16 protein-coding genes, 1 tRNA gene and 3 pseudogenes are annotated in these 26,309 nt (G+C 67.5%); 9 read left to right on the forward strand and 11 right to left on the reverse strand.

What is annotated here, in order from left to right; all coding sequences use genetic code 11:
• The 3 genes and pseudogenes from ACWEQL_RS01775 to ACWEQL_RS01785 all read left to right on the forward strand — a co-directional run.
• A pseudogene (locus ACWEQL_RS01775) lies at positions 1–174 on the forward strand (flavodoxin-dependent (E)-4-hydroxy-3-methylbut-2-enyl-diphosphate synthase); the annotation flags it as partial.
• Between the two features lie 41 nt (positions 175–215).
• Entirely contained in the window at positions 216–536 is a 321-nt protein-coding gene (fdxA, locus tag ACWEQL_RS01780; protein ID WP_452148144.1) for a ferredoxin, read from the forward strand.
• 474 nt (positions 537–1,010) lie between these two features.
• Positions 1,011–2,009, forward strand: coding sequence for a GNAT family N-acetyltransferase (locus ACWEQL_RS01785; RefSeq protein WP_452148145.1), 999 nt, complete (start codon positions 1,011–1,013; stop codon positions 2,007–2,009).
• A 204-nt stretch (positions 2,010–2,213) separates the two neighbouring features.
• On the opposite strand, the gene ACWEQL_RS01790 is transcribed toward ACWEQL_RS01785, so the two are convergent.
• Positions 2,214–2,286: transfer RNA gene (locus tag ACWEQL_RS01790), tRNA-Trp, on the reverse strand.
• A gap of 247 nt (positions 2,287–2,533) precedes the next feature.
• On the opposite strand from ACWEQL_RS01790, the gene ACWEQL_RS01795 reads away from it, so the two are divergent.
• Complete coding sequence (locus tag ACWEQL_RS01795; protein ID WP_452148146.1) at positions 2,534–2,911, forward strand: hypothetical protein; 378 nt, start codon at positions 2,534–2,536, stop codon at positions 2,909–2,911.
• 476 nt (positions 2,912–3,387) lie between these two features.
• On the opposite strand, the gene ACWEQL_RS01800 is transcribed toward ACWEQL_RS01795, so the two are convergent.
• From ACWEQL_RS01800 to ACWEQL_RS01810, 3 genes and pseudogenes are all read right to left on the reverse strand, one after another.
• Positions 3,388–4,047 (reverse strand): hypothetical protein, encoded by a 660-nt coding sequence (locus ACWEQL_RS01800; protein WP_452148147.1) that lies wholly within the window; start codon positions 4,045–4,047, stop codon positions 3,388–3,390.
• A 70-nt stretch (positions 4,048–4,117) separates the two neighbouring features.
• Positions 4,118–4,204: pseudogene (locus ACWEQL_RS01805) on the reverse strand (hypothetical protein); the annotation flags it as partial.
• Between the two features lie 25 nt (positions 4,205–4,229).
• Positions 4,230–4,361: pseudogene (locus ACWEQL_RS01810) on the reverse strand (hypothetical protein); the annotation flags it as partial.
• 245 nt (positions 4,362–4,606) lie between these two features.
• On the opposite strand from ACWEQL_RS01810, the gene ACWEQL_RS01815 reads away from it, so the two are divergent.
• Positions 4,607–6,151 carry a S1 RNA-binding domain-containing protein gene (locus tag ACWEQL_RS01815; protein WP_452148148.1) on the forward strand — a complete coding sequence of 515 codons (1,545 nt, stop codon included), beginning with the start codon at positions 4,607–4,609 and terminating at the stop codon, positions 6,149–6,151.
• A gap of 289 nt (positions 6,152–6,440) precedes the next feature.
• On the opposite strand, the gene ACWEQL_RS01820 is transcribed toward ACWEQL_RS01815, so the two are convergent.
• Positions 6,441–6,692: a hypothetical protein gene (locus tag ACWEQL_RS01820; RefSeq protein WP_452148149.1), complete on the reverse strand. Its 252-nt coding sequence runs from the start codon at positions 6,690–6,692 to the stop codon at positions 6,441–6,443.
• 970 nt (positions 6,693–7,662) lie between these two features.
• On the opposite strand from ACWEQL_RS01820, the gene ACWEQL_RS01825 reads away from it, so the two are divergent.
• Complete coding sequence (locus ACWEQL_RS01825; protein WP_452148150.1) at positions 7,663–10,680, forward strand: hypothetical protein; 3,018 nt, start codon at positions 7,663–7,665, stop codon at positions 10,678–10,680.
• A 41-nt stretch (positions 10,681–10,721) separates the two neighbouring features.
• Here the strand turns inward: ACWEQL_RS01825 and ACWEQL_RS01830 are convergent, their stop codons facing one another.
• On the reverse strand, positions 10,722–11,465 hold the full coding sequence (locus ACWEQL_RS01830) for an HNH endonuclease (protein WP_452148151.1): 744 nt from the start codon (positions 11,463–11,465) through the stop codon (positions 10,722–10,724).
• Positions 11,462–12,817: an AAA family ATPase gene (locus tag ACWEQL_RS01835; protein WP_452148152.1), complete on the reverse strand. Its 1,356-nt coding sequence runs from the start codon at positions 12,815–12,817 to the stop codon at positions 11,462–11,464. Before ACWEQL_RS01835 ends, ACWEQL_RS01830 begins: the two co-directional genes overlap by 4 nt.
• A gap of 584 nt (positions 12,818–13,401) precedes the next feature.
• On the opposite strand from ACWEQL_RS01835, the gene ACWEQL_RS01840 reads away from it, so the two are divergent.
• The 3 genes from ACWEQL_RS01840 to ACWEQL_RS01850 all read left to right on the forward strand — a co-directional run bounded on the left by ACWEQL_RS01840 (position 13,402) and on the right by ACWEQL_RS01850 (position 16,883).
• On the forward strand, positions 13,402–14,325 hold the full coding sequence (locus ACWEQL_RS01840) for a hypothetical protein (RefSeq protein ID WP_452148153.1): 924 nt from the start codon (positions 13,402–13,404) through the stop codon (positions 14,323–14,325).
• Between the two features lie 462 nt (positions 14,326–14,787).
• Complete coding sequence (locus tag ACWEQL_RS01845; protein WP_452148154.1) at positions 14,788–16,029, forward strand: hypothetical protein; 1,242 nt, start codon at positions 14,788–14,790, stop codon at positions 16,027–16,029.
• 230 nt (positions 16,030–16,259) lie between these two features.
• Positions 16,260–16,883, forward strand: coding sequence for an HNH endonuclease (locus ACWEQL_RS01850; protein WP_452148238.1), 624 nt, complete (start codon positions 16,260–16,262; stop codon positions 16,881–16,883).
• A 132-nt stretch (positions 16,884–17,015) separates the two neighbouring features.
• Here the strand turns inward: ACWEQL_RS01850 and ACWEQL_RS01855 are convergent, their stop codons facing one another.
• The 4 genes from ACWEQL_RS01855 to ACWEQL_RS01870 form a co-directional block, all read right to left on the reverse strand.
• On the reverse strand, positions 17,016–18,425 hold the full coding sequence (locus tag ACWEQL_RS01855) for an HNH endonuclease (RefSeq protein WP_452148155.1): 1,410 nt from the start codon (positions 18,423–18,425) through the stop codon (positions 17,016–17,018).
• A gap of 163 nt (positions 18,426–18,588) precedes the next feature.
• The gene (locus ACWEQL_RS01860; protein WP_452148156.1) at positions 18,589–21,231 is read right to left on the reverse strand and encodes an RNaseH domain-containing protein; all 2,643 of its coding nucleotides are present in this window, start codon (positions 21,229–21,231) and stop codon (positions 18,589–18,591) included.
• Positions 21,231–24,512, reverse strand: coding sequence for a pPIWI_RE_Z domain-containing protein (locus ACWEQL_RS01865; protein WP_452148157.1), 3,282 nt, complete (start codon positions 24,510–24,512; stop codon positions 21,231–21,233). The genes ACWEQL_RS01860 and ACWEQL_RS01865 overlap by 1 nt, the downstream gene beginning before the upstream one ends.
• Positions 24,513–24,541: 29 nt before the next feature.
• Positions 24,542–25,663 (reverse strand): restriction endonuclease-related protein, encoded by a 1,122-nt coding sequence (locus ACWEQL_RS01870; RefSeq protein ID WP_452148158.1) that lies wholly within the window; start codon positions 25,661–25,663, stop codon positions 24,542–24,544.
• Positions 25,664–26,309: the final 646 nt, after the last annotated feature.

Genomic DNA, 26,309 nt, shown 5'->3' on the forward strand with positions numbered 1-26,309 from the left:
GGCGTCGCCTCCGGCAACGGCAAGGGCCAGATCTTCGTCAAGGGCGAGGTCATCAAGACCGTCCCCGAATCCAAGATCGTCGAGACCCTGATCGAAGAGGCGTTCAAGATCGCCGAGCAGATGCAGGCCGAGGGCGCCGAACCCGGCACCCCCACCGTCTCCGCCGCGGACTGACCCCGCGCCCGCCCCCACCCGCACGAGAACGAGGTACCCCCATGACGTACGTCATCGCCCAACCCTGCGTCGACGTGAAGGACAAGGCCTGCATCGAGGAATGCCCCGTGGACTGCATCTACGAAGGCCTGCGGTCCCTGTACATCCACCCGGACGAGTGCGTCGACTGCGGCGCCTGCGAGCCGGTCTGCCCGGTGGAGGCCATCTACTACGAGGACGACACCCCCGCGGAGTGGACCGGCTACCGCACGGCGAACGCCGAGTTCTTCGACGAACTCGGCTCCCCCGGAGGCGCCGCCGCCCAGGGCCTGATCGAGCGCGACCACCCCACCGTCGCGGGCCGGCCCGTCCACACCTCCTGAGCCCCGCCCGGGCCGGGAACCGTCCCGCCACGACCCTGGGCACCGGCACCCCGTCGGCCGACGGCACCGGTCACCATCCGTGCCCACGGCCGCGGGCACGGGAGAACCCGGCACCGCGCGCGGGGGCGGTGCGCGCGGTGCCGGGCGGACCGGGAGGCCGCGAGGGTCAGGGGCGGACGGCCGAGGCGATGAACATCGGGACCATGACGAAGAGCTTGCCGGTCCTCGCCCGCTCCTGCCGCTCCGCGAGCCGGGCGTCGGCGGCCTCGGGGGTGACCGCGCCAAAGGCCTTGCCCGCGACGGCGACGCTCCGGAGGACGGCGTCGCGCTGGGCGTAGTCGCGGTCACCTTCAGAACTCCCACGGCGTCATCCCCCTTGATGTCGGCCGGCCATCCGAACAGCCGTGCCGTGACGGTACGCACCGGCCGAATACTCCGTTGCCTGCCGGAAGGCCGGTCGACACCATGGCACTCATGCGACGCCAGGAACACGCCGGCCCCGTGGCACTACGCGCCATGCAGGACCTGACCGGCCGAACCTTTCCGGTGACCGGATACCGGCACATGGGCGACCTCACCTGGAACTGGTGCCTGTCCCTCGACCGCGTCGACGAATGCCCGACGGCCGTCTGGACGGAAGACGGCAGAACGCTCGCCTGGGGCTGGCTGGAACTGCCGAACACCCTGATGCTCCAGGTCGACCCGGATCGCGCGGAACTGGCCCACGACGTCCTCGTCTGGGCCGAACAACGCGCCTCCTGCCCGCTGCACATCGAGGTGGCCGGCACCGAATCGCACCTGGTCCGCACGCTGGAACAGCGGGGATACGTGCGCGCTGCCGACGGCCCGTTCATGGCATGCCTAGACCGTCCCCTCACCGATCTTCCGGACGTCCCCCCTCTGCCGGACGGCTACTCGATCCGAGCCCAGCACACCGACACCGACGTGGCCGGCCGGGCGGCCGCACACCGCGCCGCCTTCGGATCGACCCGGATCACCACCGAACGCCACGCCCGCATGAGGGAGACCTGGCCCTACCGCCCCGAACTCGACCTCGTGGTGACATCGCCCGCCGGAGACGTCGTCGCCTACTGCCAGGGCTGGTACGACGCGATCAACGCAACCGGCGCGTTCGAACCCGTCGGCACCCACCCCGACCACCGCCGACTCGGCCTGGCCCGCGCCGTCTGCACCGCCGTCCTGCACGCCTTCGCCCGAGCCGGCGGCCGCCGCGCCATCGTCCACTCACGAGGCGACGCCGCCTACCCCGCCCCCAAGCGGCTCTACGAATCCCTGGGCTTCACCACGTACACCCGCACCCACACCTTCATCGGCGGGCCGACGGACCGAGAGATCCATTCCGTGGCCGTAAGACGCGGCAATCCCGCGAGCCGCCCCAATACCCGACCCCACCATCACACCCGCCCGAGCTGTACCGACGAGCCACCGAGCACCCACCTCGGCCCCGCATGACACCTGATGCCCACTCATGACGTCCCGTCCGTGAGAGGCGCGTGAGAAGCGGTGCGCGATGGCAACCTCGGCTGCGGCCTTCCTCACAACCTCATTGCAGCCCCGCTCGCCCGGGTGAGCACGGCCACAGCTTCTGATTCTCCTGTCAGCCGGATTCCGCTGGTCGCCCGATTCGAGAGTTCTGCGAAAAAGGTCGGTTCTTTGCTGGTCCGGCAGGACTCGAACCTGCGGCACGCCGCTTTGGAGACGGCTGCTCTTCCAACTGAGCTACGGACCAGTGCGTTGCCGAGGAATCGAACCTCGCCATCCCTGAGGGAGCAGGGGTTACAGCCCCGCTTGCGTCCCAGCGCTCAACGCTTGGCGATGTATTGATCGTAGGAGGCTGCGGTGGGCAGTGCGAGCGAATATCGAAGCGCGCAACCGCTGTGCCAGAGTGTCCGATCCTGGGAACCGAAATCATTCGTCCCCGGTCAGCGGCGCGGTTACGGTGGGCGCTCAACCGTACGGACCGAGGAGAACAGGCGATGTCCCGGACGACGACCGTGACGCTGTGGCGGCCCACCGGCCCGGAGGAACTGGCGTTGGTCGAGGCGTCAGGCTGGCGGGCCTGGCCGCCCCGTCTACCCGAGCAGCCGATCTTCTACCCGGTGCTGAACGAGGACTACGCGATCCGCATCGCGCGGGACTGGAACGTGCCCGCCTCGGGCGTCGGCTACGTCACCAGGTTCGAGGTCGACGCCGGCTTCGTCGCTCGCTACCCGGTCCAGCAGGCAGGCGGACGCACGATCCTCGAGCTGTGGGTGCCTGCGGAGGAGTTGGACGAGTTCAACCAGCACATCGTCGGCAGCATCGAGGTGGTCCACGAGTTCCAACCCCAGCCCCACACGGAGGCGAGCCGGTGACGGTCTTCCGCTGTGTGCGTTGCAACCGGCCCCTGACCGAGTCACGATGCCGTCGGGCTGCAGGGCTCCCCGGAACGGGAGCCATGGATCGGCTGCTGCGGACCGAGCGGCATGCACGGCCCGAACCAGCTGTGTGCGTGCGGCAATCCGGTAGGCACGCTCATGGCGGACTGCCTCATGCAGAACGAACTGCACCTCGATCCACGGCGCATCCGGGCGGAGCAGATGCGCGCGGCAGTGGAGTCGGCTGACCCCCGGCAGGATCAGCGTCTCGACAGGAGTGGTCCTCGGTTTCTCCCTCATCAGCGGCTGACCACGCACACTCAGCCCTGATCCGGTCACCGGGGCGATGGTCGGTAGCCCCACGGGTCCTCACGAGCACCTACAGATCGCCGCGTTCTGATGCCGTGCCCCGACGCGAAGGCGGTCGGCCGCGGATGGGCACCGACCGACCCGCCCGCGGCCGTCCCCGGTTCCTACTTCGTGGGGTAGCCGATCTCGGCGATGTCCTCGGCCAGGCCCGCGAGGGTCAACTCAGCGTTGAGGGCGCGTACCACGTCATCCGTGAGCGGTCGCAGGGCACACACGTGCCGGACGGCATCCAGGTCCACCGGTATCTCGTAGTAGTCCCTGGCGAAGCCCGCGTACGCCTCCGAAGATCGGTCCACGAGGAGCCCGAACAGCCAGTCGGACCCATCGGGGTCGGCATGGCCTTCCGGGAAGTCGATCTCCCCCGTCTGCCACTGCTCATCGGCTGGCCCGCGCCACAGGCAGGCGGTCACCGTCGGGATTCCGTCGTCGTTGAACGCGGGCTCATCCACACACGAGCGGAACTCCTCAGGGACGGAGTCGACCACGCCCGGCCACACCTCGCCCTCCGCGTACGGGCTCATCGGCGACTCGTGGTCGAAGCCCCGGATGTACACCCCGGCCTGAGCGAAGACGATCGAGTACTCGTCCCCCGAACCGTTGCGCATCGACGCCATCTCCTGCGTCGGCGACCACCGGGTGTCGAAGGAGAAGTAGCGCGAGGACCAATCGGGGCTGAGCATCGCGTCCAGCATCGCCAGAGCACGGCAGTGGTCCCGCAGGGTGTCGGGATCGGGCAGCGAACGGGCGACATCGTTGACGGTCATGTCGACCATCCGAGCGGACCCCGGTGGCGGCTGCCAGCTCGTACCACTCCTGGCCGAGAGCGATCAGGCCGGCCCGGAAGTCCATGAAACGGTCGTCCGAGCAACCTCCCCCGACGAGATGGGCGGCGGCCCCACACGTCCCAGCGGTACACGGCATCGTGCGCCTCGTCGAAACGCTCCTGACAGCCGAGGATCTCCTCCTGCGAGAGCCTCTCCAGCTGGTCCACCGGTGCCTCGACAAACTCCTTGCCGTCCTGACCGCTGCTCCCGGCCCGCACTGCCTCAACCACGGTCCAGAACCCGTTGATGTCCATGGCCGGCCATCCTCACAGCCGACTGCGACATTCGAGGTCCACGGGCCTGCCGCTCGGCGCGACAGTTCCGTGACGATGTCGGTTCCAGGTCTTCTGCGGTCACAGCGTTGACAACAGCGCCCACCGGCAGCACAAATGGCGCGTTGGCTTCCGGGTGCCGGGCCCGTACCCTCGGTATGTGATCACAACCCCTGCCCGTCCGCAACCGGCCCTCGGGGCGACTTCGAGCCCTGCGGGGCGCTGACGTGCCGCCTTTCGTCCACCGCATCACCCCTCACAACTTCACGGACCGCACCGAGGGCAGCTACCGGCCGGGTGGGCTCTCCGGCGACCCGAACCTCGTCGTGGCCGCCCTGGTGGACGCAGTTGACGCGTTCGCCCGCGACAGCGGCGTGGAGCACCTGACGATCGACAACCCGATGCTCGACGGGTTCTTCCACTACTCGTGGCACCCGGGGACAGCAGGCTTCGGACTCACCGACCTCTTCCCACCCGACCGCACGGGCTACTACGACGGCGCACGCATCCCCCGATCCGTCGGCCTCGGCCTGGTGCGCGCGATGCTCCGCCGCAATGGCATCTGGTGCCGGCTTCAGGACGGAGAACGGTTCTTCGTCCATGTCGGCGAGGATCAGCAGCTATACGTCGGCAGCACGGCCCCCTACAACGCCGCGATCGCCCGCTGCCGCGAACTCGGCCTGTACGCCGAACGGATCGAGGCCTCACCATACGACCCGGCATTCGACCGGACGGAGGTGCTACCTCCGGCCGACGACGCGTTCTGGACCGCGCTCGCCGCCCTGGTCGCCGAACGCGATGGCGTACTCCTGGAGGAAATCTACGTCCGCAACGGATCCCGCTGGCACCGCCTGACGCCCGCCAACCTCGACGCCGTACGCACCGCGCTGACTCCGCGCGCCAGGCTGGCCGTCTGGCCGGACCTCACCACCGACATCGACCCGATCCTCGACGCCATGAGCCGGCCCGGCAGGCTTGAACTCCTCGTCGTGCAGCAGCCGGACGGCCGGATCTACACGCGGATCGCGGACCCGTGGATGGCATCCCGTACGGACGCCTACGGATACTCCCGGCGGTCCGACAGCCTCGCGCTGGTCCCACTCCAACCGGCCGAGCGCAACCCGCTGATGGCCGCGGCCCTGCCCGACGAGGACGGCGTCCTGCGTGCCCGGTGGCGTACCGACCCCACCCGGGCGGACCAGCGCCGCGCTTTCCTCCGCACCATACGAAGGGGCGAGATCCGCACCGGGAAGGTGGCCTCGACGCCCCGATTCGGTGTCTTCGTCGACCTGGACGACGATCTCGGGCGAGCGATGGGCTTCATCAACGTCCCCGAGCTGTCCTGGACACACTTCGAGGCCATCACCGACATCGTGCAGGTCGGACAGGAGATCCGCTTCGAAGTCCTCGGCGTTGACCTGGAGCGCGAGCAGGTCGCGCTGTCGCTCAAGGACCCCCAGGAAGACCCGTGGCGGCGCTACTTCGCCACCCACCACGTCGGCGAGGTCGTCCCCGGTACGGTCACCAAGGTCGTCCCTTTCGGCGCCTTCGTCCGCATCGAACCGGGCATCGAGGGCTTGGTCCACCTCGTGGAACTCAGCGCCCACGAGGTTGCCTCACCTGCGGAGGTCGTCCGGGAGGGTGACGATGTCCGCGTCATGCTCATCGATGAGGTCGACTTCGCACGCCGCCGCATCCACCTCTCCGTCCGGCGAGCCACGGAAGCGTCTGCCCACGACCCGACCGCCGCCGGCTTCGACACGACGCAGTAGCGGCACGGCGGAGGGTCGCGGCAGCATCGACGACGGAGAGGCATAGGGGCACTTGTCGCCACAGCAAGGGATCACCGCAGGTCGGAGCACCATTTGGCCCTTATGCGGGCACGGCGTGAGTGCAGGGGTTCACCGTCTGCTGACACCCGACAGGAGACCATGAGCTTGGCTGTTCGCACGACCCGTCTTGGAAGATCACCATGCGCTCCGCAGCCCACGTCGAGCACGTCTACCGCTGGTGCGGCTGCCGCGACCAGTACGGCAAGTAACTCGCAGGCCGCTGCCCCGATCACGGCACCTGGACGTTCTCCCTCGACATGCCCTCCCCGACCACCGGCGCAACAACATCCGCCGCGACGACTACCCCACCGCCGAAGCCGCCCGAGCGGGACTGCGCCGGATGATCGAGGGTCTGGCGGCCGGCTTCCACCGTCCACGACCCACGCCACCTCGCGGCCACCATCTCCATCACTGCAGGCGTCCCGCTCACCGTCGTATCCAAGACCCGGCGCCATTCGACGCTGTCCACCACCGCCAACATCTACAGCCACCTCACCGCCCAAGCGGCCGCGAAGCCGTCAACACCATCGACACCGCACTCACCCGAATCGACCAGGAGGCGATGATCCGCAGCCCTTCATTCCCACACCGCAACCACCCGGCGACCACAATCCAGGACAGCACAACCACCTGACCCTGATTAAGTAACGAACAGCGGAAACGACTTACCCGGGTAGTGCGGGAGACGGGACTTTTCGCTGCGACCACACTGCGACCACCAGCCGACGGGACATCAAAAAGGCCGCTCCCGCCAGAAGCGGAAACGGCCTACGACCTGCGGTTATGCAAGTCGGGACGACAGGATTTGAACCTGCGACCCCTTGACCCCCAGTCGCCCGGCGATGTGTGCCCCAGCCTGCGGTGCGCTGAACGGAACGCGTTGTCCGTGCGGAAGAACGATCGCTGCGCGCATCGATCTGCCGCGTGTGGTCCCCGCCTTGTCCCCGCCTTCGGCTGGTCTCGCGATGCCACCCAGCCGATGTCGCGGCCGGCAGCGGGTCCCTGTGAGGGCAGAGGCCAGGTCTCCAGCTTCGAACACGTTCCCTGACGGAGAGTGTCGTCGAGAACGGCCTGCACTCTTGCGGGCTTCCACCGAGACTCCAACCTTCATCACCCTGCCGGCCTCATTGGATCCTCGCCCCGGCCCATTGAGACCAACAATGCGCCACTCAACCATCGCCATCAACCTCTACGGCCACCTTCTTGAGAACTCAGCTGACGAGGCCGTCCTGGCCCTCGCCAACGCCCCTGACCGGGCGGATACCGAGCGTGGCTCCGGCCTGGGTGCGGCTGTGCGGCCCGCCGCATAGGGGGGGCCTGGCTGGTGTGGCGTGGGCCGGCTGCTGGTTCATGCTGGCGGCTTGGGGCGGACATACCTGCGGACGTGTGTCACTGGGGCAGGCTAGCGTTGTGCCAGGAAGCGCATTCGTCGCTTCGCCGAGGTAGGGCAGATGGCATCTGAGACCGAGCTTGTCCGGTATATCCGTTTCAGCCTGGACACGCTGGGCGAGCGGAACGCTCACCACGAGTTCGAGCATCTCTGCCTCGGTCTTGCGCGTCGCCGGATTGCAAGCAACCTCCTACCGGCTACTGGCCCCGTCAGTGCGGGCGGGGACCAAGGCCGCGATGCTGAGAGCTTTTGGACGCAGCTCCCGGACGAGATTCCGACGGCGACCACCTTCGTACGCCTCGCCTCGAGGAAGTCGGTGGTCCTTGCCTGCACGATCCAGCGGAGCGATGTTCCGTCGAAGATCAACAGTGACCTGGTGTCCATCTGTTCCAGGGGTGAACCGGTCGACCGGGTCGTCTACTTCACCGTTGCGGCCGTCCCTGTGGGTAAGCGGCACGATCTCCAGCAGGTGGCTCGGGGACTCGGGGTTGGGCTCGACATCTGGGATGGGCTCGGCATCGCTCAAGAGCTAGCCGAGCCCGATCTGTATCACCTGGCCGTGGCGCACCTGCAGACACCGGCGGAGATGGCACCCGCGCCACCGGATTCCGACAAGGAGCTGCCGGACTGGTACCTGGAAGCGCGTGCGCGGTGGCGCGAGCGCGTGGAGGTGCACGGTACCTCTGGTGAACTCGTGGACCTTCGAGCTCCGTTGCGACACGCGACGTTCTCGGACGTCGCTCGCGCCGATGTGGCCGAGTGGATCGGCCACGCGCACCGCATGCTGGCTGCGACCGCGTCGGACGATCCGGTGCGCTCGCTCCTCCACTACGAGATCGCCGTCGCGACGCTACGCGGCACGGGCACCCTCCGGCCAACCGACCACCTGGTCCGCGCATTCTTCTCTGCGGTCCTGCCCTCCACGAGAGACTTGGGCCTCCTCCGGGACTGCAGTGTCCTGCACAGCTACACCCACGGGGCGTGGCGGCGCCATCTGACGGACGTCACAGTTGAGGAGCTGGCCGGCTGGCAGCAGGCCCTCAGCGACCGCGTCAACGTGCTACTCGCCGAGGATCCCCCGCCCAACCGCGGAGCCGAACTGCACGCCCTCGCTGCCCGCATCGCCTTCCATGGCCGTTTGGACCCGACTGCCCGACCGGCAGCGCGGTCCGGGCATCAGGCCGTTGTCGAAGTCGTCGAGGACGATCCCGATGTAAGTGGCCATCAACTCGTCGACATTGATGCTGGTATGTCGGCGCTTGCGAAGCTATGCGATCTCCTACCGAGCGCCCCGCTGTTCCCCGTCGACGGCACAGCGGAACTGTTCTCCTTCCTTTCACCGCTTCTGACCCGCCACCGCCACTACCGCCGAATCAACCGTGCACTCAATGAAGCCGCGGCCCTGGCTCCCGGGGGGATCGGCAAGGCCAAACTCAGCCGCCAACGTGCGGTTCAACTCCTGCGGGCCGAGGACCTCCTCGGGGCCCTCGACGAGATCCACTCGATGAAGATGAGCCTGTGGTCCGGTGACACCCTGGAGGACTCCCTCCAGACCATGCTGTTCGCCGCTCAGACCTATGCGCAGCTCAACCTCTACCTGGCCGCGAAACAACATGCCCTGACGGCTGCGACGGTCGCACAGTCCACTGGTCGCAGTGACGTCAGCGAATTCATCGCACGCGGCATCCTCAGAGCCGCTGAGTACGACTTCCTCGCCGGAAGCTGGCTCAGCTCGGCCACCCTCGCCCAGGTCGGTGTCCGCGCCCAGGCGATGTTCGCCGACGACCCGTGGAACCTCGAACTCCACACCGAGTTCGCGGCGATGGTTGCCGTCCAATGCCGAGCCCTGGAGGTAGCGCGCGCCAGCCGGCCCGACCTCGTGCCGCATCTGGAGCACCTCCATGCCTCCACCGACCTGGACACTCTTCTGGAGCCAATCCTCAGCGAACTGCCCGCCGCGGATCCCCAGGCTCCGCGCAGTTTCAGCGACTGGGCTCAGATCGCCATCGATCACGGAATGGGCATGCCGTTCAGTGATATCGGACCGATCCGTACCTACCGCTGGCAGGCGTACGGCACCACCTGGACGGTCAGTGCCTACAACCAGCGCGACCACGTGCTGGCCGCGGAGCGATTCGCGGCGGCCGCTCAGATCGCAATCGTGGAACTGGGCCGACTTGATCCCCTCCTGTTGCCCTGCGAGATCAAGATCCGAGTACGTCTGGTGGAGAACGGGTCGACGGTGTCCGAGAGTGCGGACGGATGGTCCGTCGGCCTGTCGCCAACCGATCCGAACGAGCCGCATGAGCACCAAGTCGAACTCTTCAATGTCATCGTCCAGGTCTTGCTGGCCCACTCGCTTCTGCCACAGGACGCGTTCATGCGACTGGTCGATGATGCCTTCGCCGAGGGGTTGTGGCACAAGGTGCTCATGGGCCGTCCCTATGACGAGCTCCTCGGAATGCTGCCCGCCACAGCGTTCGAACGGATCGTCGATCTACCAGCTGTGGACACGCAGTCGCACGCCCCGGCCGAGCACCCGTTGCTGGCAGCCCATAGCTCAGCGGGCCCACTGGACGACGCCGATCAGCTCATCGTGATGGTACGCAACAGGTACGAGCGCCTGCCGCAGATCCTCCGGTACACGCTCCCGAGGCTCGCTGGTGATCTCGGCTTCCGCAAAGTCGTCGCGTCACTGCGAGAGAAGGGATGGCTGGACTGGCACATCATGGCTGCGGTCGCCGTCGAGGTCGTCAACGAGCGAGTGCGCCACGAGGGCGTACCGATTCCGCCGCGTACGGAGGCGGATGCGCGACGTGCGACCGCCGTGATGTTCCGTGCCGAAGCCGTGGAGGATCCTCGGCTTCCGGTCTCGATGTTCACCGGGGAGCGCCTTACGACAGCCCTGACGATCTCCGCCATGCATACCATGCGGAACCTAGGCCTTGAGATGCGTCAGCGCCGTCCTGACAGCGGAGCGGTCCTGGACTTCCTGGCCACCCGTTACGCCTACTGGAGCCTGGACGTACCCCACGATGACCCGTTCTCTGGCTCCACAGAGTCCTCAGAAATCCTCTGAAGCTGCGGGAGACGCAGTGCGTCCGAACTGGGGGACAGGCACTACCGGATGAGCAGCGCTGCGCGGAGGCCGGGTTCTTTCAGCTGGAGGAGGAGCTCGCTGTCGTTCTCGAAGAAGATCTCTGCAGCGGGTTCGAGGGCCTGGTGGAGCATGGCTTGCACGACATCGGCTATCGGCTGTTCCTGGATAGTCCGGGCCCACATCTCGGCCGTGACGTGATCGCCTCGGACGGTGGCGGTCGTCCATTGGGCGATGCACGCCTTCGTGACTCGGTAGGCGCTCACTCTGCCCTTGGCCAGGATCGCGCGGTTGAGGTGGAACAGGTCGATGGTCGCCTGGCCTCTGGGGGTGAGCGGGTAGTACTGGCCGACCGCGAGGACGAGGCGCAGGTGGGGTGCGGGGTCTTCGGCTGTCGGGTCGATCAGCAATGGGCTGCCGTCGTCGCCGAGTGGGAAGCCAGTTCCTTTGAGGTGGCTGTTGCACAGGGAGCAGGCGAGGACGTGGTTGGTCCAGTCGAAGGCTCTCAGGGGGTGGCGGTCGATCGGCTCGAAGTGGTCGATGTCGGTGCCCTGGTTGTCGCCGCAGTACATGCAGCGTTCTCGGCCGGCGGCCATCTCGGACAGCAGCTCGCGCAGCCGGGCGTGGACGTGGGTGCGCACAGTCGTGTGCTTCCACAGCCTGCGTGCCTCGGTCTCGGGCTTTTCCGCCAGGGCGATGTTGCAGGTGCAGTCCGCCATCCGGGAGCGGGGCGGCTCCGGCAACGGGAGCCGTTTGATGCGGATCACGCGACGTGTCCGGTGAGGGAGTGCAGTCGGGCGGCCACCTCGTCGACGCGGGCGCTGGGTGAACTGGTGAGGGTGTGCTTGAGTTGCCGATAGGCGGCGAGTTCCTCGTCGCTGGCCTGTCCGGCCACGATCTTCATCTCCAGGGAGACCAGCAGCGCGCGTGCCTCGTCCGCTCGCTCGGAGTAGGGGGTGTCGAGGCCGAAGAGTTCGGAGAGAACCGCGTCGTCCCCGCTGCCGAAGACCACGCGGTCGTACAGCTCCGCGCCGACGACCTCGGGCGGCTGCTGGCTGTCGGGGCCGGGCAGCCGGATCAGGCCTCCTGGGTCGGCGGCCTGGCAGATGTAGGGGCTGTGGGTGGTAACGATGAACTGGATGAGTGGGAAGTGCTCCTTGAGCCAGCCACCGATGCGCTTCTGCCATGAGACATGCAGGTGGGCGTCGATCTCGTCGATGATCACCACCCCGGGAAGGACCACCGCAGGGTGTCCGTTGTCGTGGACCAGGTGGATGGCACCGTAGGTGTCGTGGAGCTGCTTGAGGATGTCGACGACGAGCGCCGCCACGGTTCGGTACCCGTCGCTCATCTCGCGCAGCGCGAAGGACCGTTCGCCGTGGGCCACCCACAGGCCGTCGGAGTCGACGTTGCGGATCGTATAGTCGTCGGGCAGAAGGTCGTCACCGAGGATCTCCAGTGCGATGAGTTTCAGCTCCGCCGCGCCCGGCTTCCTCTCCAGGGTGCGCAGGTGCTGCTCGATGAGCCAGCTGACGCCTTCCGCGAGTGAGGCGTCCTCGTGGAAGAGGCTGGTCAACCGCGCCACGGCGCCCGCACCCGCCATCCGCCGTTGCACCTCCCCCGAGCCGCCGGCCAGGCGCCGGAACGGCCCGTACCCGGCGCAGAACCAGCCCACGGGATTGTCCGCCCACGGCCCGCGCTGAGCAGTTGTAGCTCGCTTGTACGACTGGATCTCCAGGGCCGGCTGCGCGGCACGGCCGGAGACCGACCCAGGGTCCGGCGCGGTCCACTTCAGGCCCGCCCAGAACGGCCCAGCAGGGGGACGGCCCGTGGTGAACCGGTCATTGCCCGAGTCGTAGTCCAGGCAGACCTCTGCATATGCAGGGCCCGGTTCGGTGCCGATCCACGAGTCGAAGCCGGTCACCAGACCCCGCGCCGCGCTGGGTCCGCTGACGGCCAGCGCGATGGCGCGCAGGAGCGTGGTCTTTCCGGATCCGTTACGGCCCGCCAGGACCGTCCATCCCGCATAGGAGCCGTCCGGCCTGGTGAGATCGAGGTCCACGTCGCGGGAACCGTGGAAGCCGCGCACGTTCCGGACCCGCACGTTCTTGAGGTACATCTCCGTCCACCTGCCCGTTCTCTCAATGACGTGCACGACCAGCCCCGTCCCGTGCCCATGACTCTAGCCGCGGGCCCGCCCGAAGCCGGAACACATGCGCGTAGCCGCCTGCGGCCTGTCCGCGAGACTCGTTCGCGTCCCCTGGACCCCGCTGCAGCACCGCTATCGCCGACGAGGCCGCGGCTGCCATCGGCAGCCTCCGGCCGGACGGCCCTGCCCTCGGCCGGTCCAGCCGTCTCCAACAGGGTCTGCGGGGTTTGGCGAGAGCGGCGGGTTCGGTGGCTAAGGTCCGCCGCGGCCGATCCCGAGGACGTCGTACAGGTGGTGTCCTGCGCCCCAGCGGGCGAGGCGCTCGTGGTCGACAAGGTGGAGTGGGTGCTTCTCGGCGAAGGCGACGGCTGGTGCCGAGAAGCCGTTCAGGCCAACTTCCTCGGCAAGGACTGAGCGGCTACTGCGAACCCGGATCATAGGGCCACATCTGGCGATCCGCCGGACGGTCGGCGGCCGAACGTACAGTGTCGGGGGCGTCGCTCCCGGGGCACGGGCTGCGGACGCAGGGCATCCCGCAGGTCGAAGGTGGGGCATTGGACAGCAGCGAGTACGACGAGTACGAGGCCATCGTCAGAGTCCGGAAGGGCGCGCGTTTCACGCAGTCGAGGAAGACGGAGGGTGCTCATCGCGGAATGACACGTGACCCCGATACCAATCAGGTGGGTCAAGCCGAGATCTTCTTTAAGGAGAACGAGCCGGACCCGGTGGCGGCGTACCCGCAGGGCGGGCTCGACCACGACCAGTACGAGTCGGAGGCCCGAGCCCAGGAGCGTCGGGAGAACGCGGAGTTCCTCGCCGAGGTGATCGTCCAGATCAGTCTCAAACTGGCGGAGAAGGCCGCGCCGCACGTCAGGAAGTGGTGGCACGAACAAGCGCTTCCAGCGGTGAAGGCGAAGTGGAACGACCAGGCGATCCCGTCCGTGAAAGCGAAGTGGAGCAGCCTGGCACGAAGTCGCACTCGTGACCACCGTGCTGAGACCGCGGAGGACCCGCAGGAAGTCGTCACCGCTTCAAGCGACTACCGGACGACCATGAGCGGTGCGGAGGCACGGAAGCGGTTCGCTTCGGCGCTGATGGCCAGGATATACAGCGACGGACAGCTACGGCTGCTGCGCAACGCCCGGATCGTGGACGACGGGAAGGACGGTCCGGAGGAGCTGGAGGTGGCGGACGATCTCACGCCTCAGCGCATCGGGGAATACGTTGCGTTGATGCTCGAGGTGAACCCTTCGCTGCTCGGTGAGGACACCCTCGCCGAACTCGAGAAGCTCGTCGCGAAAATTCGAGCCAGCGGCGGCAACGTTCCCATCCCGAGAGCGGAAGGTGTGCTGCCGCACGACGACGGGCTGACGAGGAACAGGGGGGGCGACCGCGGTGGGATGAGCCCCCAGGTCGTCGAACTCGCCGAAGATCCAACCGTCTTCAGGGCAGGCCGCGACCTCAACGCCAGCGTCTGACAGTCGAAGGACGGTGCACCCACGACTGCAGCACCTCCCGCTGAGCATCGGTGACCGATAACAGCGTCCCGCTTCGGCGTGCGCCTGTGGTCAGCGGACCGCTTGGCTGAGGAGAGTGGTGTACGCCGCCGTCTTCGGCCTCGTCCCCCTGCTCATCACCCTCGCCATCCTGGCGGTGCCGTGCGAGGCAACCTCACCCTCCTGCAGGCCACCGCCGTCACCGGCCGCTGGGGCACCTCCTCCCACGGCCACCTCAGCGCCATCATCGGCGCGCTCGCGCCATGGGTGGGCGCCGCCCTCCTCCCGGCCCTCGGGAGCCCTCCACGGCTCTTCGCGGTCCTGGCTGCGATCTCAGTTGTCGGCACCTCGCTCGCGCCGGCGAGCGCAGCTGGCCCGTCGCCCGGGCGGGTGGATTTGGCCGGACCCTGCCGGGTTGCCGGAGCGGATCGCTAGCCTGCCAGCATGCCGTCCACTACCGCCACGTACCGGATGGACCTCGGCCTTGTGCTCGATCCCGACGTCCCGCCCGGCCCCCTCGGCGACTTCGAACTCGTCTGCTTCACGTCCTCCTCTGGCAAGGGCAAGCTCCACGGGCAGGAGACCTGCGGTTCACTGCGATCCTCCACCTCCGTCCAGCAGTCGACGCTGGCGCTCCGTGAGGCCCAGGGCCGGCTGTGCGCCACCTGCCGATGGCCGCTGCCAGCCGACATCCCCCTCGTCGCGTTCACCGACGCCGTCCGCGTCATCCGCCAACTCGAGGCGTACGCCGGACCGGAGCCTCATCCGGATACCGACTTCGACGAAGCCGAGGAACGCGACGCCGCGGCGGCCATGGCCATCGGTGAATACCCGCAGGAGCACGCGGGCTCGGCGGACGACGGCAAGGCGGAGGAGGTCGACGACCGGATGGAGTGGGAGCGGTTCGAACGCGCCCGCCTCATTCGTGAGCGCCACCGGGACCACTGGCGCTACCTCCACGGCTACATGCGCGAAAGCGTCGATGCCGTCGCCGCCCATCCATGGCTCTGCCCGTTCGCCGAACCCCTCCAGCACGCCCTCGCGGCCCAGATCGAGCACGAACGCCAAGCCCTGGCAGCGCTCCTGCGCCCCGACGCTCTCCTGGACAGCTCCGTCGTGCCGAGTCTTTCGGTCCCCAACCTCACCGCCGGCCCCGAGTTCGCCGGCCTCGGCCCGAATGCCGACAACATCCTGCGCACCGCGTGGACCAGCTGGCAGCACACAGCCGCCACCACGTGGAGAGCCCTGGAGGACGACGACTTCGCCGCGCGCAGCGTAATCTACGACGCCTTCGGGCGGCGCCGGAAGGGCCGTGACGAAGCGTTCGCCGCCCTGGACCGGCTCACCTCCCGTTGGATCGACGCGGCCCGGGTCGCCGTGGCCGAGCACCGCGGTGCTCCGCGCCAGCTCGTCGGCGTCAAACTCCCTCCCCTGGAGCGCGGGGCCTACAGCGGACAGAGGCGTGACCCGCTCACCGACTGGGAAGCTGGCGTCATCGCCACCCACCAGGTCGCCGCCAACTGGAGCGCCTGCACCATCGCGCTGCTCCTACCGCACCCCGTCGCCGAACGCCTTCTCGCCGATGCCCCCGCCTCCCTGTCAGCGGAACGCCTGGACACCGAGGAGTCCGGCCTGCCGATCACCACCTTGCTGACTCGCTGGACGCCGCAGAACGACCTGCCGTAGACGCCGAAAATCAGGCACACTCCGTGACGGTCCAGCCCTCCTACTCGAGGCGCAGCGAGCCGTGCGAAGCTACGGTCGACCGGGTCGGGGGCGCAGTTCGGCCGGGGATTTCCAGCGAACTGGCCTTGTCACAGGGGAGGTCTAGCGTTGGCGTGAAGGCGCCTATCGATGAAGGGAGTTGGCCATTGCTCGTCGGTGAGTACCTGAACTGGCAGGAGGGCAATCCGATCGTGCCCTTCGAGAACGCACGTCGGGCTGCGCCTGGGCGGGGGCCCTGTCGGCTTCACCGGTGGTTCGCGGCTGGCGCGCTGCGCTGCACCTTCTGCGGTACGGACGTCTACTGTCCCTGCGGCCAAGCCGAATTGGATCCCGCGTTGCAGGCCCGGTTGAAAGGAAGAGACCTCTTCAGTCGGCGGGCGACTCTGGACCACGTAAGGGCCCGGGCCCTCGGCGGTCTCACTGAGGCTGCCAATGTCGCGGTGGCCTGCTGGTCATGCAATTGCAGCAAGGGGGATAGGCACTTTCCCGGCGAGTGGATCCCGCACCGGGACGCCTCCACCTACGTCAACGGGGGTCAACTGCCTGACCTTTCGGGACTCAGCCGGGCGGCCCAGCGGCTCGGGCGGGCGATTGAGTTGCTGGATTCCGGCGAGGTGGGTCCATCGGTTATGGAGCTCGCTGAGACGCATTCGTGGAGGACGGACGGCGTCCACCGGGCGATTGAGGAGATGTTCCGTGCGAAAGCCTTTCGTGTCTCGGCCCATCCGTGTGTGCCGTCGAGCCGGTTCTTCACGCCCGTGCCCGATCCCTCAGACATGTGGGCCGGCACGATTTGGGTCGACGGCTGGTCGTGAGGCCAACGTATCGGGGGGGGCGCCGGTGGCACCTGCACATGGTGCCGAGTCAGGACCAGCCCGTCGTATCGCGGTGGTCGAGCCGAGGTCTACGAGGGTTGAGTTTCTCAGCCACTCTCTGCTCCCGCACGTTCAAGTCGAGCGCTGCCGGTGCGAGCGGACGTACTGACGATCGATGCGGTGCCATGGGTGGACGGTAAGCGGACCCAGCGGTCGCCCTGTCAACGAGTCGATTATCTCCAATTCGTCGGTGAGGTGACGGGCTCCGTTGTCGAACAGGATGTGGCAGTTCGGGCAGAGACACAGGAGGTTTTCAAGCCGGTCCGGGCCGTTGTCTCGCCCGAAGGCTTTGATATGAGCGCCTTCGCTGTATGCACCGTTTGGCAGCGTGAGCACAATGCTACAAATCTGACAGCGGTGTCCATACCATTGTTTGAGCTTCTGGACGATCGCGGTGTCACGGCTTCGATCACTGTCATCTTTGTTAGCGCTAAGCGTTCTGCCCGTTTCTTGAGGTCGGTGGACCCACCGATCGCCCGTGAACGGGATCACCTCATCGGTGCCGGTGGTCCCCTCCACTGTGGCGTCCACATTGGCGAGGGTTTGCTCTACCAAGTCGAAGGGTGCGCCGATCAACTCGGTTGTGTCGAGGCAAGCTCGCCTGGCCAGCGTCCACGCCGACTCGACGTGGACGCCTCGGATCGTGTCTGACTGCTCAGCTGCTGCGAGGGCTGCCGCGATCCGAAGGCAGTGGCCGCCGATCCGAACGAAGAACATGGCCTGCCACTCCGGCAGCTCGCCCTCAAAGGCATCCTCCATGCTCACTCGGATCGGGTGCAGCTTCGCAGCGGCGTTGTGGTCCAGTTGCAAAGTCGGCTCTTCTTGGAAGACCCAGTGATAGGCTGACTCCAACTCCCCTGACCAGGCAGCGTCCTGTTGAGTCATGGTCTTTGTCCTACCGGAAGGCGCGCGCCGAACGAGGTGGAGCATCCGGGAGTACGTGGAGGCACCCATAGTGACGGTGCCGGCATGCCAATCGCGACGATCCACCTCCCACATCGCTCCGACTGAGAGCGAAACGGCACGACGGGGCCGAGGGTACTCGCTCACCACCACGGGCTCGGGTCCGTCCCATGCCTGCCGCAGAATGCTTTCGAGGCTCATGTCCATAGTGAGGCGGCCTCGGTAAGGGCGGAACGGGCTGCCGGTGAGGAGAAGGCCTCTGGTGGTCGCACCTCTCCGCTCGGCTCGCCACGTGCGCTGCGCGGCTTTGCTGAACTCCTTATCTTCACTGACATCCTCGTGGGCCGGAAGGGACCGTAGCGGCTGCTCTTGGGCGCCGCTACGGTTCAGCAACTCCAGTAGAGATGACTGTCCGTAGCGATCGTCCGTCGCGAATAGAGCCCACACCGGCGTCGGCCATTTCATGAGGCCCATGCCGATGGACGAGGCTGGCGCGATGGATGCCGACCACCAGCAGAGCACTGTTGCGTACACATCGACAGCGTCCACGCCTCCTTGTGCTGCGATCTGCTTCGCCATAGCCCCCAACGGACCACGCAGGACAACTCTGTTGAACACCTAATGCCTCTCGTCCTGTTTGCGGCTGCGTAGCCAGTGCGTGTCATGCGGCACCTCGTCTGGCGATGCGAGTGCGAGCCTCGACCGGAGACCACCGAGTACGGACCATCCTCGTGGTGACTCTCTACATGATGTATTCCTCCATTAGTTCGGCGTGGTGGACGATTGCCGGCCAGGTGGTGGCGATCGTTGTGTGGGCGTGGAAGCGTCGTTGGGCATGGACGTACATGGCCCAGTCCGCGGGATCGTCGCCGTCCTGGAGGAAGGCGGGGACGATCTCCAGGGAGCTGGGGTTGACGCAGGTCCGGGTCCGGTTCGCGGTCTGGGCGGGGTCGAGCTTGGTGACGCCGAGCGCGGTCTGGTTCTGGTCAGAGCGCGGGTTGATGCCCCAGAACGCGCGTTCCGCGATGTCGACTAGACCGGAGTGCCGGCCGTAGCGGGTGATGGTGGTCGCTTCTTCGGTGTCGTCCTCAACGGCTGTTTCCTCGGTGACGCCGAAGGCGCGGGGGACGGCGCTGCGGTCGCTGGCCTCCCTGAGCCTGATGATCCTCAGACCGGGCTGGTCTCCGGGTTTGCGGCCGCTGGGGAGGTTGTCGGTGCTCTTCATGTCGACGCCGGGCAGCACCAGCTGGTCGATGGTGATGCGACTGTCCTGCAGCCAGGGCCACAGTCCGTGCTCGCTCATGCGTGCGCGGCGCACGAGCAGCAGCCGGTCGGCCGTGGAGTCGAGGGCGAGGGCTTGGGTGACGAAGTCTGCGAGGGCGGCCCTGGAGGTTCGTAGGCTGATGCGTCCTCGGCCGGCGACGAGTGCCTCGGGCAGTGCAGTGAGCGGCATGGGCTGCTCGGTCGGGTGGCTGGGGGTCGGCATCAGCTGTGCGGTGGGCTGCATGTCTGTGTGCTGGCGGATCAAGATGGGGACGACGCGCTCGCCAGCGGGGGCGATCCAGACGGTGACCAGTTCGAACGGGCCGTCGATCCCGTGGGGCGCGGGCAGTGTGGGGAGGTGCCCGGCCTGGCGGAGCGCGTCGTGGAGTGCCGCGGCACAGCGCTCGATGTCGGTGGTGGAGAAGTCGGTTCCGGCGAAGCGTTTGGCCAGGGCGGCCTTGGTCGGGTTGGGGTTGGCGGGAAGGACGGGGCGCAGGCACTGCACGTTGCGGCGCAGGGTCGGCAGGAAGGCTTTGAAGAGTGGCTTGGGGTCGCCTTGGCGGGTGCGGGAGAAGTACGCGCCGCCTTCCATTTCGACGATGCAGGCGATGGTTTCGGGGAGGCGGGGGAAGGCTGCGGCGATTCTGGCGGTGCGTTCAGCTTCACCGCGCTGGTAGGCGGCGCGGCGTACTTGCGGGTCGGGGTCTGTGGAGCGCGGCAGGCCGGCGGTCAGGTCACCTGGGTCGCAGCGGTTGAGGGTGACGTTGATCGGCCCGGTGAAGGTGGCGGTCGTGTCGGTGGCCGGGCTGGCGGGTGTGAGGCCGAGTTTGGCGCTGGCGGCGGTCAGGAGGGCCTGCCAGGTGCGCTCGGAAGTCGCCCAGACTTCGAGCGTGTAGGAGAGAACACCGAGGATGTCGATGGGGTGGCGGGATTTGGCTCGGGTGCGGGCCTTGGGGCGGGGGGCGAGGGGACTCAGACCCTTTTCTTCGAGTTGCTGGGCGATCTGGTCGAGGATCTCCATGTGGTCGCGTGGTTGGTAGCCGGTGCCTACGGGATGATCGTGGGTAGCCCGGGCCTGCGGGGCGTCGGGATCGGCCGGATGCCGGTAGGTCATACCAGTGCTGTGGACCAGGTGGGCGGCGAAGGGCTGGGTTGCCGCGTCAGCTGGGGCGGTGCGCAGCTGTTCGAGGTTCGGGGGTTGATGGTGGGTGAGGCGGGCGAGGATCCCGGCAACGCCAGGTTGCCAAGACCACTCGCTGCGCTCTCCTCGGCGGCGGATGGTGACCGCGCTCTGGACGAGCATCGGTCGTTCCCTGCGGTGGACGAATCCTTCCTTGGCAAAGAGCAGCACGCTGGCGTTTGGATCGCCGTAGCCACGTCGGGGGATGTAGTCGGGCGGATTGGCAGCGAACCGCGTCATGCTGAGGTCAGCGTGCAGGTGGACCTCAGGGCAACCAGGCACGGTTTCGAGGTGGAAGGTCAGGGTGTCAACACTCGCGCCGACCGCTCCCTGTCCGTCAGTGAGAAGTTCTGGCATGCCCAGGTGGACGGTGCGGCGGCCATCACTGCGGGTGGGACCGAGGAGCAGGTGGCGCGGGTGCCCGAGGATCTTCAGGCCGGTGGTGGCCAGGTGCTCGGCAACAAGGCTCGGCAGGAGGTTGAAGACGTGGTCGGGCGGGTGGGCTGTGCCATTTGTGTGGAGGCCATGGCGGGCAAGGTCGAGGTCTTCGGGTACCCATTGGAACTCGCCGGCGCTGTCGAGCAAGGCGTACCAGTCGGTGCCGGGCTGGTGGGGTGCCACGCGTGAAGAAGCCCACTCGGCGAGGGCGATGAGCGGCAGGTCGGGGTCGACGGGGGTGCGAGCCCGCAGCCAGGCGGGGTCGCGGAGGTTCCAGTGGACCGAGGTGATGTCGGGGTCGATAAGGGTGAGGAGGTCTTTGAGGGAGTCGGTCGGCAGGTTGTCGGGTCCGCTGCGGGCGCGGCGGCCCGGGCGTGTGCTCCAGGCGTCCTCTAGGAGAGTGAGCATGGCCGGCGGGCAGGTGGTGCGGTAGCCGGTACAGCGCCAGGTGGCGTCTGGGGTGAAGGTGAGGACGGAAGCTCGGGTGTGGCGGTAGGCGGGCATCAGCGGTGGCCCCAATCGATGGAGTCGAGGAGGTGGGAGGCCAGGCCCCAGCAGGCCTGGGCGAGTTCATGGTTGAGGCGTTCGGCTGTAGTGGCGGTCGGTCCAGGGGTGGCGAGCCAGCCGTGGAGCAGCTGTTGGGCGGCGACGATGACGCTGGTGCGTGCGGTGTCGGGTGCCGGGTCGTCAAGGTCGGCGGCGCGGGGGGCGAACGCTGCGTCGCACAGGTAGACATCGACCTTCTCATTGCCACGGATGCCGCGGCCGAGGGTCTGGTAGAGCGGGACCAGGAAGTTACCGACGAACGCAGCATGCTCCGTCGGGTCGGTCAGGCGACTGAACAAGACGGGCTCGCCCACCCGTCGCTGCCAGCGGCGCCGTTCGCTCTGTCGCAGGACACGGGCCAGGTCGGTCGGGTCAGTGTGCCCGGGAAGGGTCAGGTCGACGGGCCGGTGCAGTCGGCGCATCGCTTCCTGGCTGAGGAGGGACAGGGGGAAGGTCGCGTCGTCAGTGGGCGGATGGATGCGGGCGAGGTAGAAGACGGCGCCCAGGGCCGCGACGCCGCGGGTGTTGAGGATGTTGTGGCCGCGTTGGATGGCTCCTTCGGCAGCGACCAGGATGTCGGCACCTGACGTGGCGAAGGTGGCGAGGCGCCTGCGGGGGAGGCTGTGACTGGTCGGTGGGTCGTCGTCGCGGATGACGTGGAGGGCGGTGTAGCGGGTCTTGTGGTTGATGTAGTCGGCGACGATCTCGGCGTCACGGGTGCTCTGGACTGTGAACAGGACCTGCTGGCGGTCTGCGGCAAGGTGCTGGCGTGCCTGTTCCAGCAGTGACCAGGCGGCGCCGGGCATGGGGTTGCAGATGCCGTCGGCCACGGCGCGCAGGGCCTGTGCGTGCCGTACAGGGTCTCCGCCAGTGCCCGAGACGAAGACCGGCCGGCCATCGGGGTAGCGCCGTGGGCGGTAGAGCATCCGGCTTTCCTGCAGGGCCGCGCGTGCCGTGGGCGGTTCACGGAGTACCAGGTTGGGTGGGACGTCGAGGTGGTAGCGCGGTGAGGCCGGCATCCAGCTGGTGGCGGAGGCAAGCAGCACGTTGGGGCCGTCGATGCCCTCGGGTGTCAGGAGGTCGTGCAGGTGGTAGAGCAGCCAGCGCCCGACGCCGCGCAGCCACAGGATGCTGAAGGAGCCACTGTCGCCGCCGGGGTTGGGTCGCCATTGCAGTGCCATGAGGTTGCCGGCTGCCTGTTCGGGGATGAATGCCAGGAGGTCGCGGGGTGGTTGGTGGCTCCAGAAGTCCTCGCCGTTGCCGATGGGCGTGCTGGTGATGGCCGGTAGGCGTTGTGCGACTTCGAAGAAGGACGTGGTGATCCGGGCGGCCCACAGGCCGGCCTGGAGGACCTGGGCGAGCGCATCGAGGGAGCGGCGTGGCGTGGTGTCAGCGTCCAGCGAGGGCTGGTGTGCCTGGATCCACGCTTCGGCGGCTTCCTGCGCGCTCGCGGCGGTGTCGTGGGTGGCGGTCATCGCCTGGACGAGTTCGGCCCAGTCCTCGGGCGGTGCCTGGAAGGGGGCGGAGACGAGCGGTTTGAAGTGCTCGTCGAAGTAGACGTCGGCGGCCTCCTCCAGGTCCGCCTTGTGCGTGAAGTCGTTGCGCTCCCCCAACCCGTGAAGGTTGCGAGCCAGACGACGCAGCAAGCTATATCCGGTGAACGGGCCCTCGGAGATTAGGGCCCGCAGGTCGTCGGCGACGGGGTCGATCATGAGCTGGTAGAGCTCCGTCATCGCCTGATCGTGGCGGCGGAAGTGCTTGTCAGTGGCGTTGATGTCGGGGTCGAGCAAGTCGAGGAACCAGGAGTGTTCCAGTTTCTGGCCCAGCCGCTCCCCCACGCGGTGGCTCCAGCCGCGGCCAGGAAGGGAGAGAATCTCGTTCAGGAGGAACTGGTCATCGAACTGCTGCTGCACGGTGTCGGCTTCGTCCACCAGCAGCGCGTCCAAGTGGTGCTGGGCGGCCTCCGCGACGCGGACCTCGACCTGGGACTGCGGCATCAGGGTCGACGCGAGGCCAGCGGCGGTGGTCACCCACACCTGAGCCTGGGCGACGTTGCGTGCCGAGGCGTGCGCGGGGCACTGCGCGAGGATCGGGCAGTCGCCGCGCCCGCTGCGCCCGGCGATGGACAGCTTTCCGGTGCAGGGCCGCTCCTCGCGAAGCAGTGGCTGGCGGTTGGGGCTGTTGGACTGACGCAGGTCCTCGAGGTAGCACTGGTCGTCGGCGAACTCTGCCGCCGGATCGGCTCCGGCGGGGAACGTGGTGTCACCGTCGTGCAGGATCGACCGCCAGTAGCGGTCGGCCTGGAGACCGGTGCGGGTGCGTCCGAAGATTGGCACGGCGTCGATGCCCAGAACCCGCAGGAAGCTGATCTTCGCATAGACGTCACCGCCTGAGGCAAGCACGAAGCCGACTTTGCCGCCGCGGCGGGCAATGATGAAGGCGAGCAGGTCGAGCAGCGTGGACTTGCCGCTGTTCATGAGGCCAACGACGTGCCACAGGCCGTCAATGGACATCTCTTCCAGCCGGCTGTTCAGGCGACCTGTGAGCTGGTTGGCCAGAGCTGCGTCCATGTCCCTGAGTCGCTTGACGAAGTTCCGGTTGCTGACCTCCGGATGGTCGGCCAGCAGCTCGTCCATCTCCTCGGCAGCCCTCTGCAGATCCGCTTCGGTGACGGGAATCGGCTCACGAGTCCGGCTTGTGACGGCCGCAAGGGTGGGCGGCGGCTGCGCCGGGACGAACGTGTCAGGAATCCGGACCTGCTCCCGGGAGCCGTCCGCAAGTGGGAACGTACATGTCGTCCCGGACGGTACCGGACCTCGGACTTGGCGTGCCTTGTACGGGGCGGTCTGCTGAAGGGCCTGCCGGTAGGTGTCATGCCGAGCAGCGGCGTAGGGGCTGGGGCGGCGGGTGAACACGGTTGTCGGGTCGGCCTTGTGCCCGCGCATCTCGCCGGGGTCAAAGCCTCGGACCTGGGCGGGCAGCTTCACGTACAGGTCAAGCTTCTCGCGCAGCGTCCCGCTTCTGGACAGCGGCCCCATCAGCTCGCGCAGTGTCCGGATTTGCGGCTTCAGTTCCGGGCCTAGCTGCATATAGCTGGACAGAATCGGCCACAGCGCGCCCGTGCCCTGTTCGGGAAGGTGGTCGGCCAGGAATGACAGGCCGAGTTCGAGGGCGCAGAGTTCGCGGGGCTTGAGTGTGCCAAGCATGGGCTTTACGCATTCGTCGGCCAGCTCGGCCACGAGGTGGTTGCTCCAGGAAGCGGTGTCCCTCACCTTGCTGCCCCCGCCTTGCTCGCGCGTGCAGCGGCCTGCCGCAGGAAGGCCTTCTCATCGAGGATCTCGATTCCTGTCACCCGGCCTTGTAGCTCACGTTCCAGGTCCGCCCGATAGCCGGGGGTCTGCGCGCGATGGGTGGGGAGGACGATGATGCGCCGACGGGCGGGCACTCGTGGGTCGCTGCAAAATTTGCGGGCGAGGAGCGCTGGGCTGGAGCAGTCCTTCGCATCGAACACCCAGCACTCTGCTGTCTCCTGCGGAAGCATCGGTGTGAACGTAACGGCTCCGTCCCATGCGTCCAGGTGCGGCCACGGCTCGATCTGGACGCGGTCGGCTGGAAGCTCCGCAAGGCCGTCCAACACTCTGCCCTCCACCAGTCCGGGGTCATGGAAGAACTGCCGGGTCGCGCGATGCTGCTGCCAGTAGCCCGCCAGGCAGAGCACCTCGTACGCCTCAGGCCGTCCTGTGCAGCCGGGTGTCCCGCACCTGACGGGGTCGTTGTCGGCCGGGTTGCAACACTGCTGGCATCTACGCAACCGGGCCTTCCCTGGGGCTGGGACTGGGTGAAAGACGTAGGCCGTGCGCAGGAACTTGGCAAGGAAGGTGTCGTTGTCGGAGTCGGCCTTCGGAAGTTCCCTGGCCAGGGCCTGAACATCGCGGTCGCTGAGGACGGGATGGTCGATCAGCAGACGCCGCAACCGGGCGTAGGCCTTCTGGGTCGCTTCCTCGTTAGCGCCGTTTAGCCGTGCACAGAGCAGTAGGGCGGCGAAGGACTGGTTCTGGACGAGTTCCGCCTCGACGTCGGCATGGTGAGCGAGATCAGCGGCCTGCTCGGCAAACTCCGACAGCTCGTCACCCTCCAGCAGTACCGCCTCCAGGTCGGCTCCCGTCAGCTCGAGAGCCAGCGGCCAGCTCCCGAGTGGTCGACGGCACCACTCGAACAGCTCCAGGTCATGAGCGGGCCACTCCAGGCCTAGCGAACGAGCTTTCCACCACAGGCGGCCCCGCGCGTCGCGCCATGCCCTCGGCAACGCGCCCTGCTGGCTGGGCGAGCGCGCATCCCCTTTCCTCGACTGCTCGCGATCAAGGCGGATCTTCGCCAGGGCTGCGCACAAGAGCTCGACTGTCAGGTAGTCGTCCTGCGACTGTCGGCGATCGGGCCCTCTGCGGTCCGTTCGAGCCGTAGGCACCCCGACAGCTGACGTTAGAAGGGGGCCCGTATCCCAATCCGCCGGCGAGGCATCGATAGCCGCAGAGGACAGATTCTGAGTAACGTTCACAGCTACCGTATACAGGGAGCAACCGACAATCAGCGGAACGTGTTGAGCAACTGGCCGGGCATTGGGATAATGCCCCCTCGCCGGGCACTCGGTGGGGCACGCAGGAAGCCAGCGCCTGCTCCGGGCAGCGTCGGCAAGCCCGGCCGTTGACGTTCGCGACGGCCCACGGCAGTGCCCCCGTAGACCGCATCCTCACAGGGTGACCACATGCGCACTCACCTGCCAGGCCGCTCCAGGCCTCGCATCGCAGCGTCGGCGGAGGTCCCCGAGGCGCCCGAAATCGCCATCGGCGAGCCCCCTCCGAATCTTCGCGGGCAGCGCGCAGAAATCTACCGCCATCCAGGACCCTTGCGACTGCGGTTCTTCGCCCGGAGCTGCTACATGAGCTGCACCACCGCTCGGCAGAGATCGGCCTACCCGAGGTCGGCTTGCACGATCTACGCCACACCGCCGAGGTCTGTAGCCGTCGAGGGCATGCCAA

The sequence above is a fragment of the Kitasatospora sp. NPDC004240 genome (assembly GCF_053603215.1).

Coding starts and splice junctions, on each gene's coding strand:
- fdxA (WP_452148144.1), top strand. CDS start 216: ATGACGTACGTCATCGCCCAACCCTGCGTCGACGTGAAGGACAAGGCC.
- ACWEQL_RS01785 (WP_452148145.1), top strand. CDS start 1,011: ATGCGACGCCAGGAACACGCCGGCCCCGTGGCACTACGCGCCATGCAG.
- ACWEQL_RS01795 (WP_452148146.1), top strand. CDS start 2,534: ATGTCCCGGACGACGACCGTGACGCTGTGGCGGCCCACCGGCCCGGAG.
- ACWEQL_RS01800 (WP_452148147.1), bottom strand. CDS start 4,047: ATGACCGTCAACGATGTCGCCCGTTCGCTGCCCGATCCCGACACCCTG.
- ACWEQL_RS01820 (WP_452148149.1), bottom strand. CDS start 6,692: ATGTTGGCGGTGGTGGACAGCGTCGAATGGCGCCGGGTCTTGGATACG.
- ACWEQL_RS01825 (WP_452148150.1), top strand. CDS start 7,663: ATGGCATCTGAGACCGAGCTTGTCCGGTATATCCGTTTCAGCCTGGAC.
- ACWEQL_RS01835 (WP_452148152.1), bottom strand. CDS start 12,817: ATGTACCTCAAGAACGTGCGGGTCCGGAACGTGCGCGGCTTCCACGGT.
- ACWEQL_RS01845 (WP_452148154.1), top strand. CDS start 14,788: ATGCCGTCCACTACCGCCACGTACCGGATGGACCTCGGCCTTGTGCTC.
- ACWEQL_RS01855 (WP_452148155.1), bottom strand. CDS start 18,425: ATGGCGAAGCAGATCGCAGCACAAGGAGGCGTGGACGCTGTCGATGTG.
- ACWEQL_RS01860 (WP_452148156.1), bottom strand. CDS start 21,231: ATGCCCGCCTACCGCCACACCCGAGCTTCCGTCCTCACCTTCACCCCA.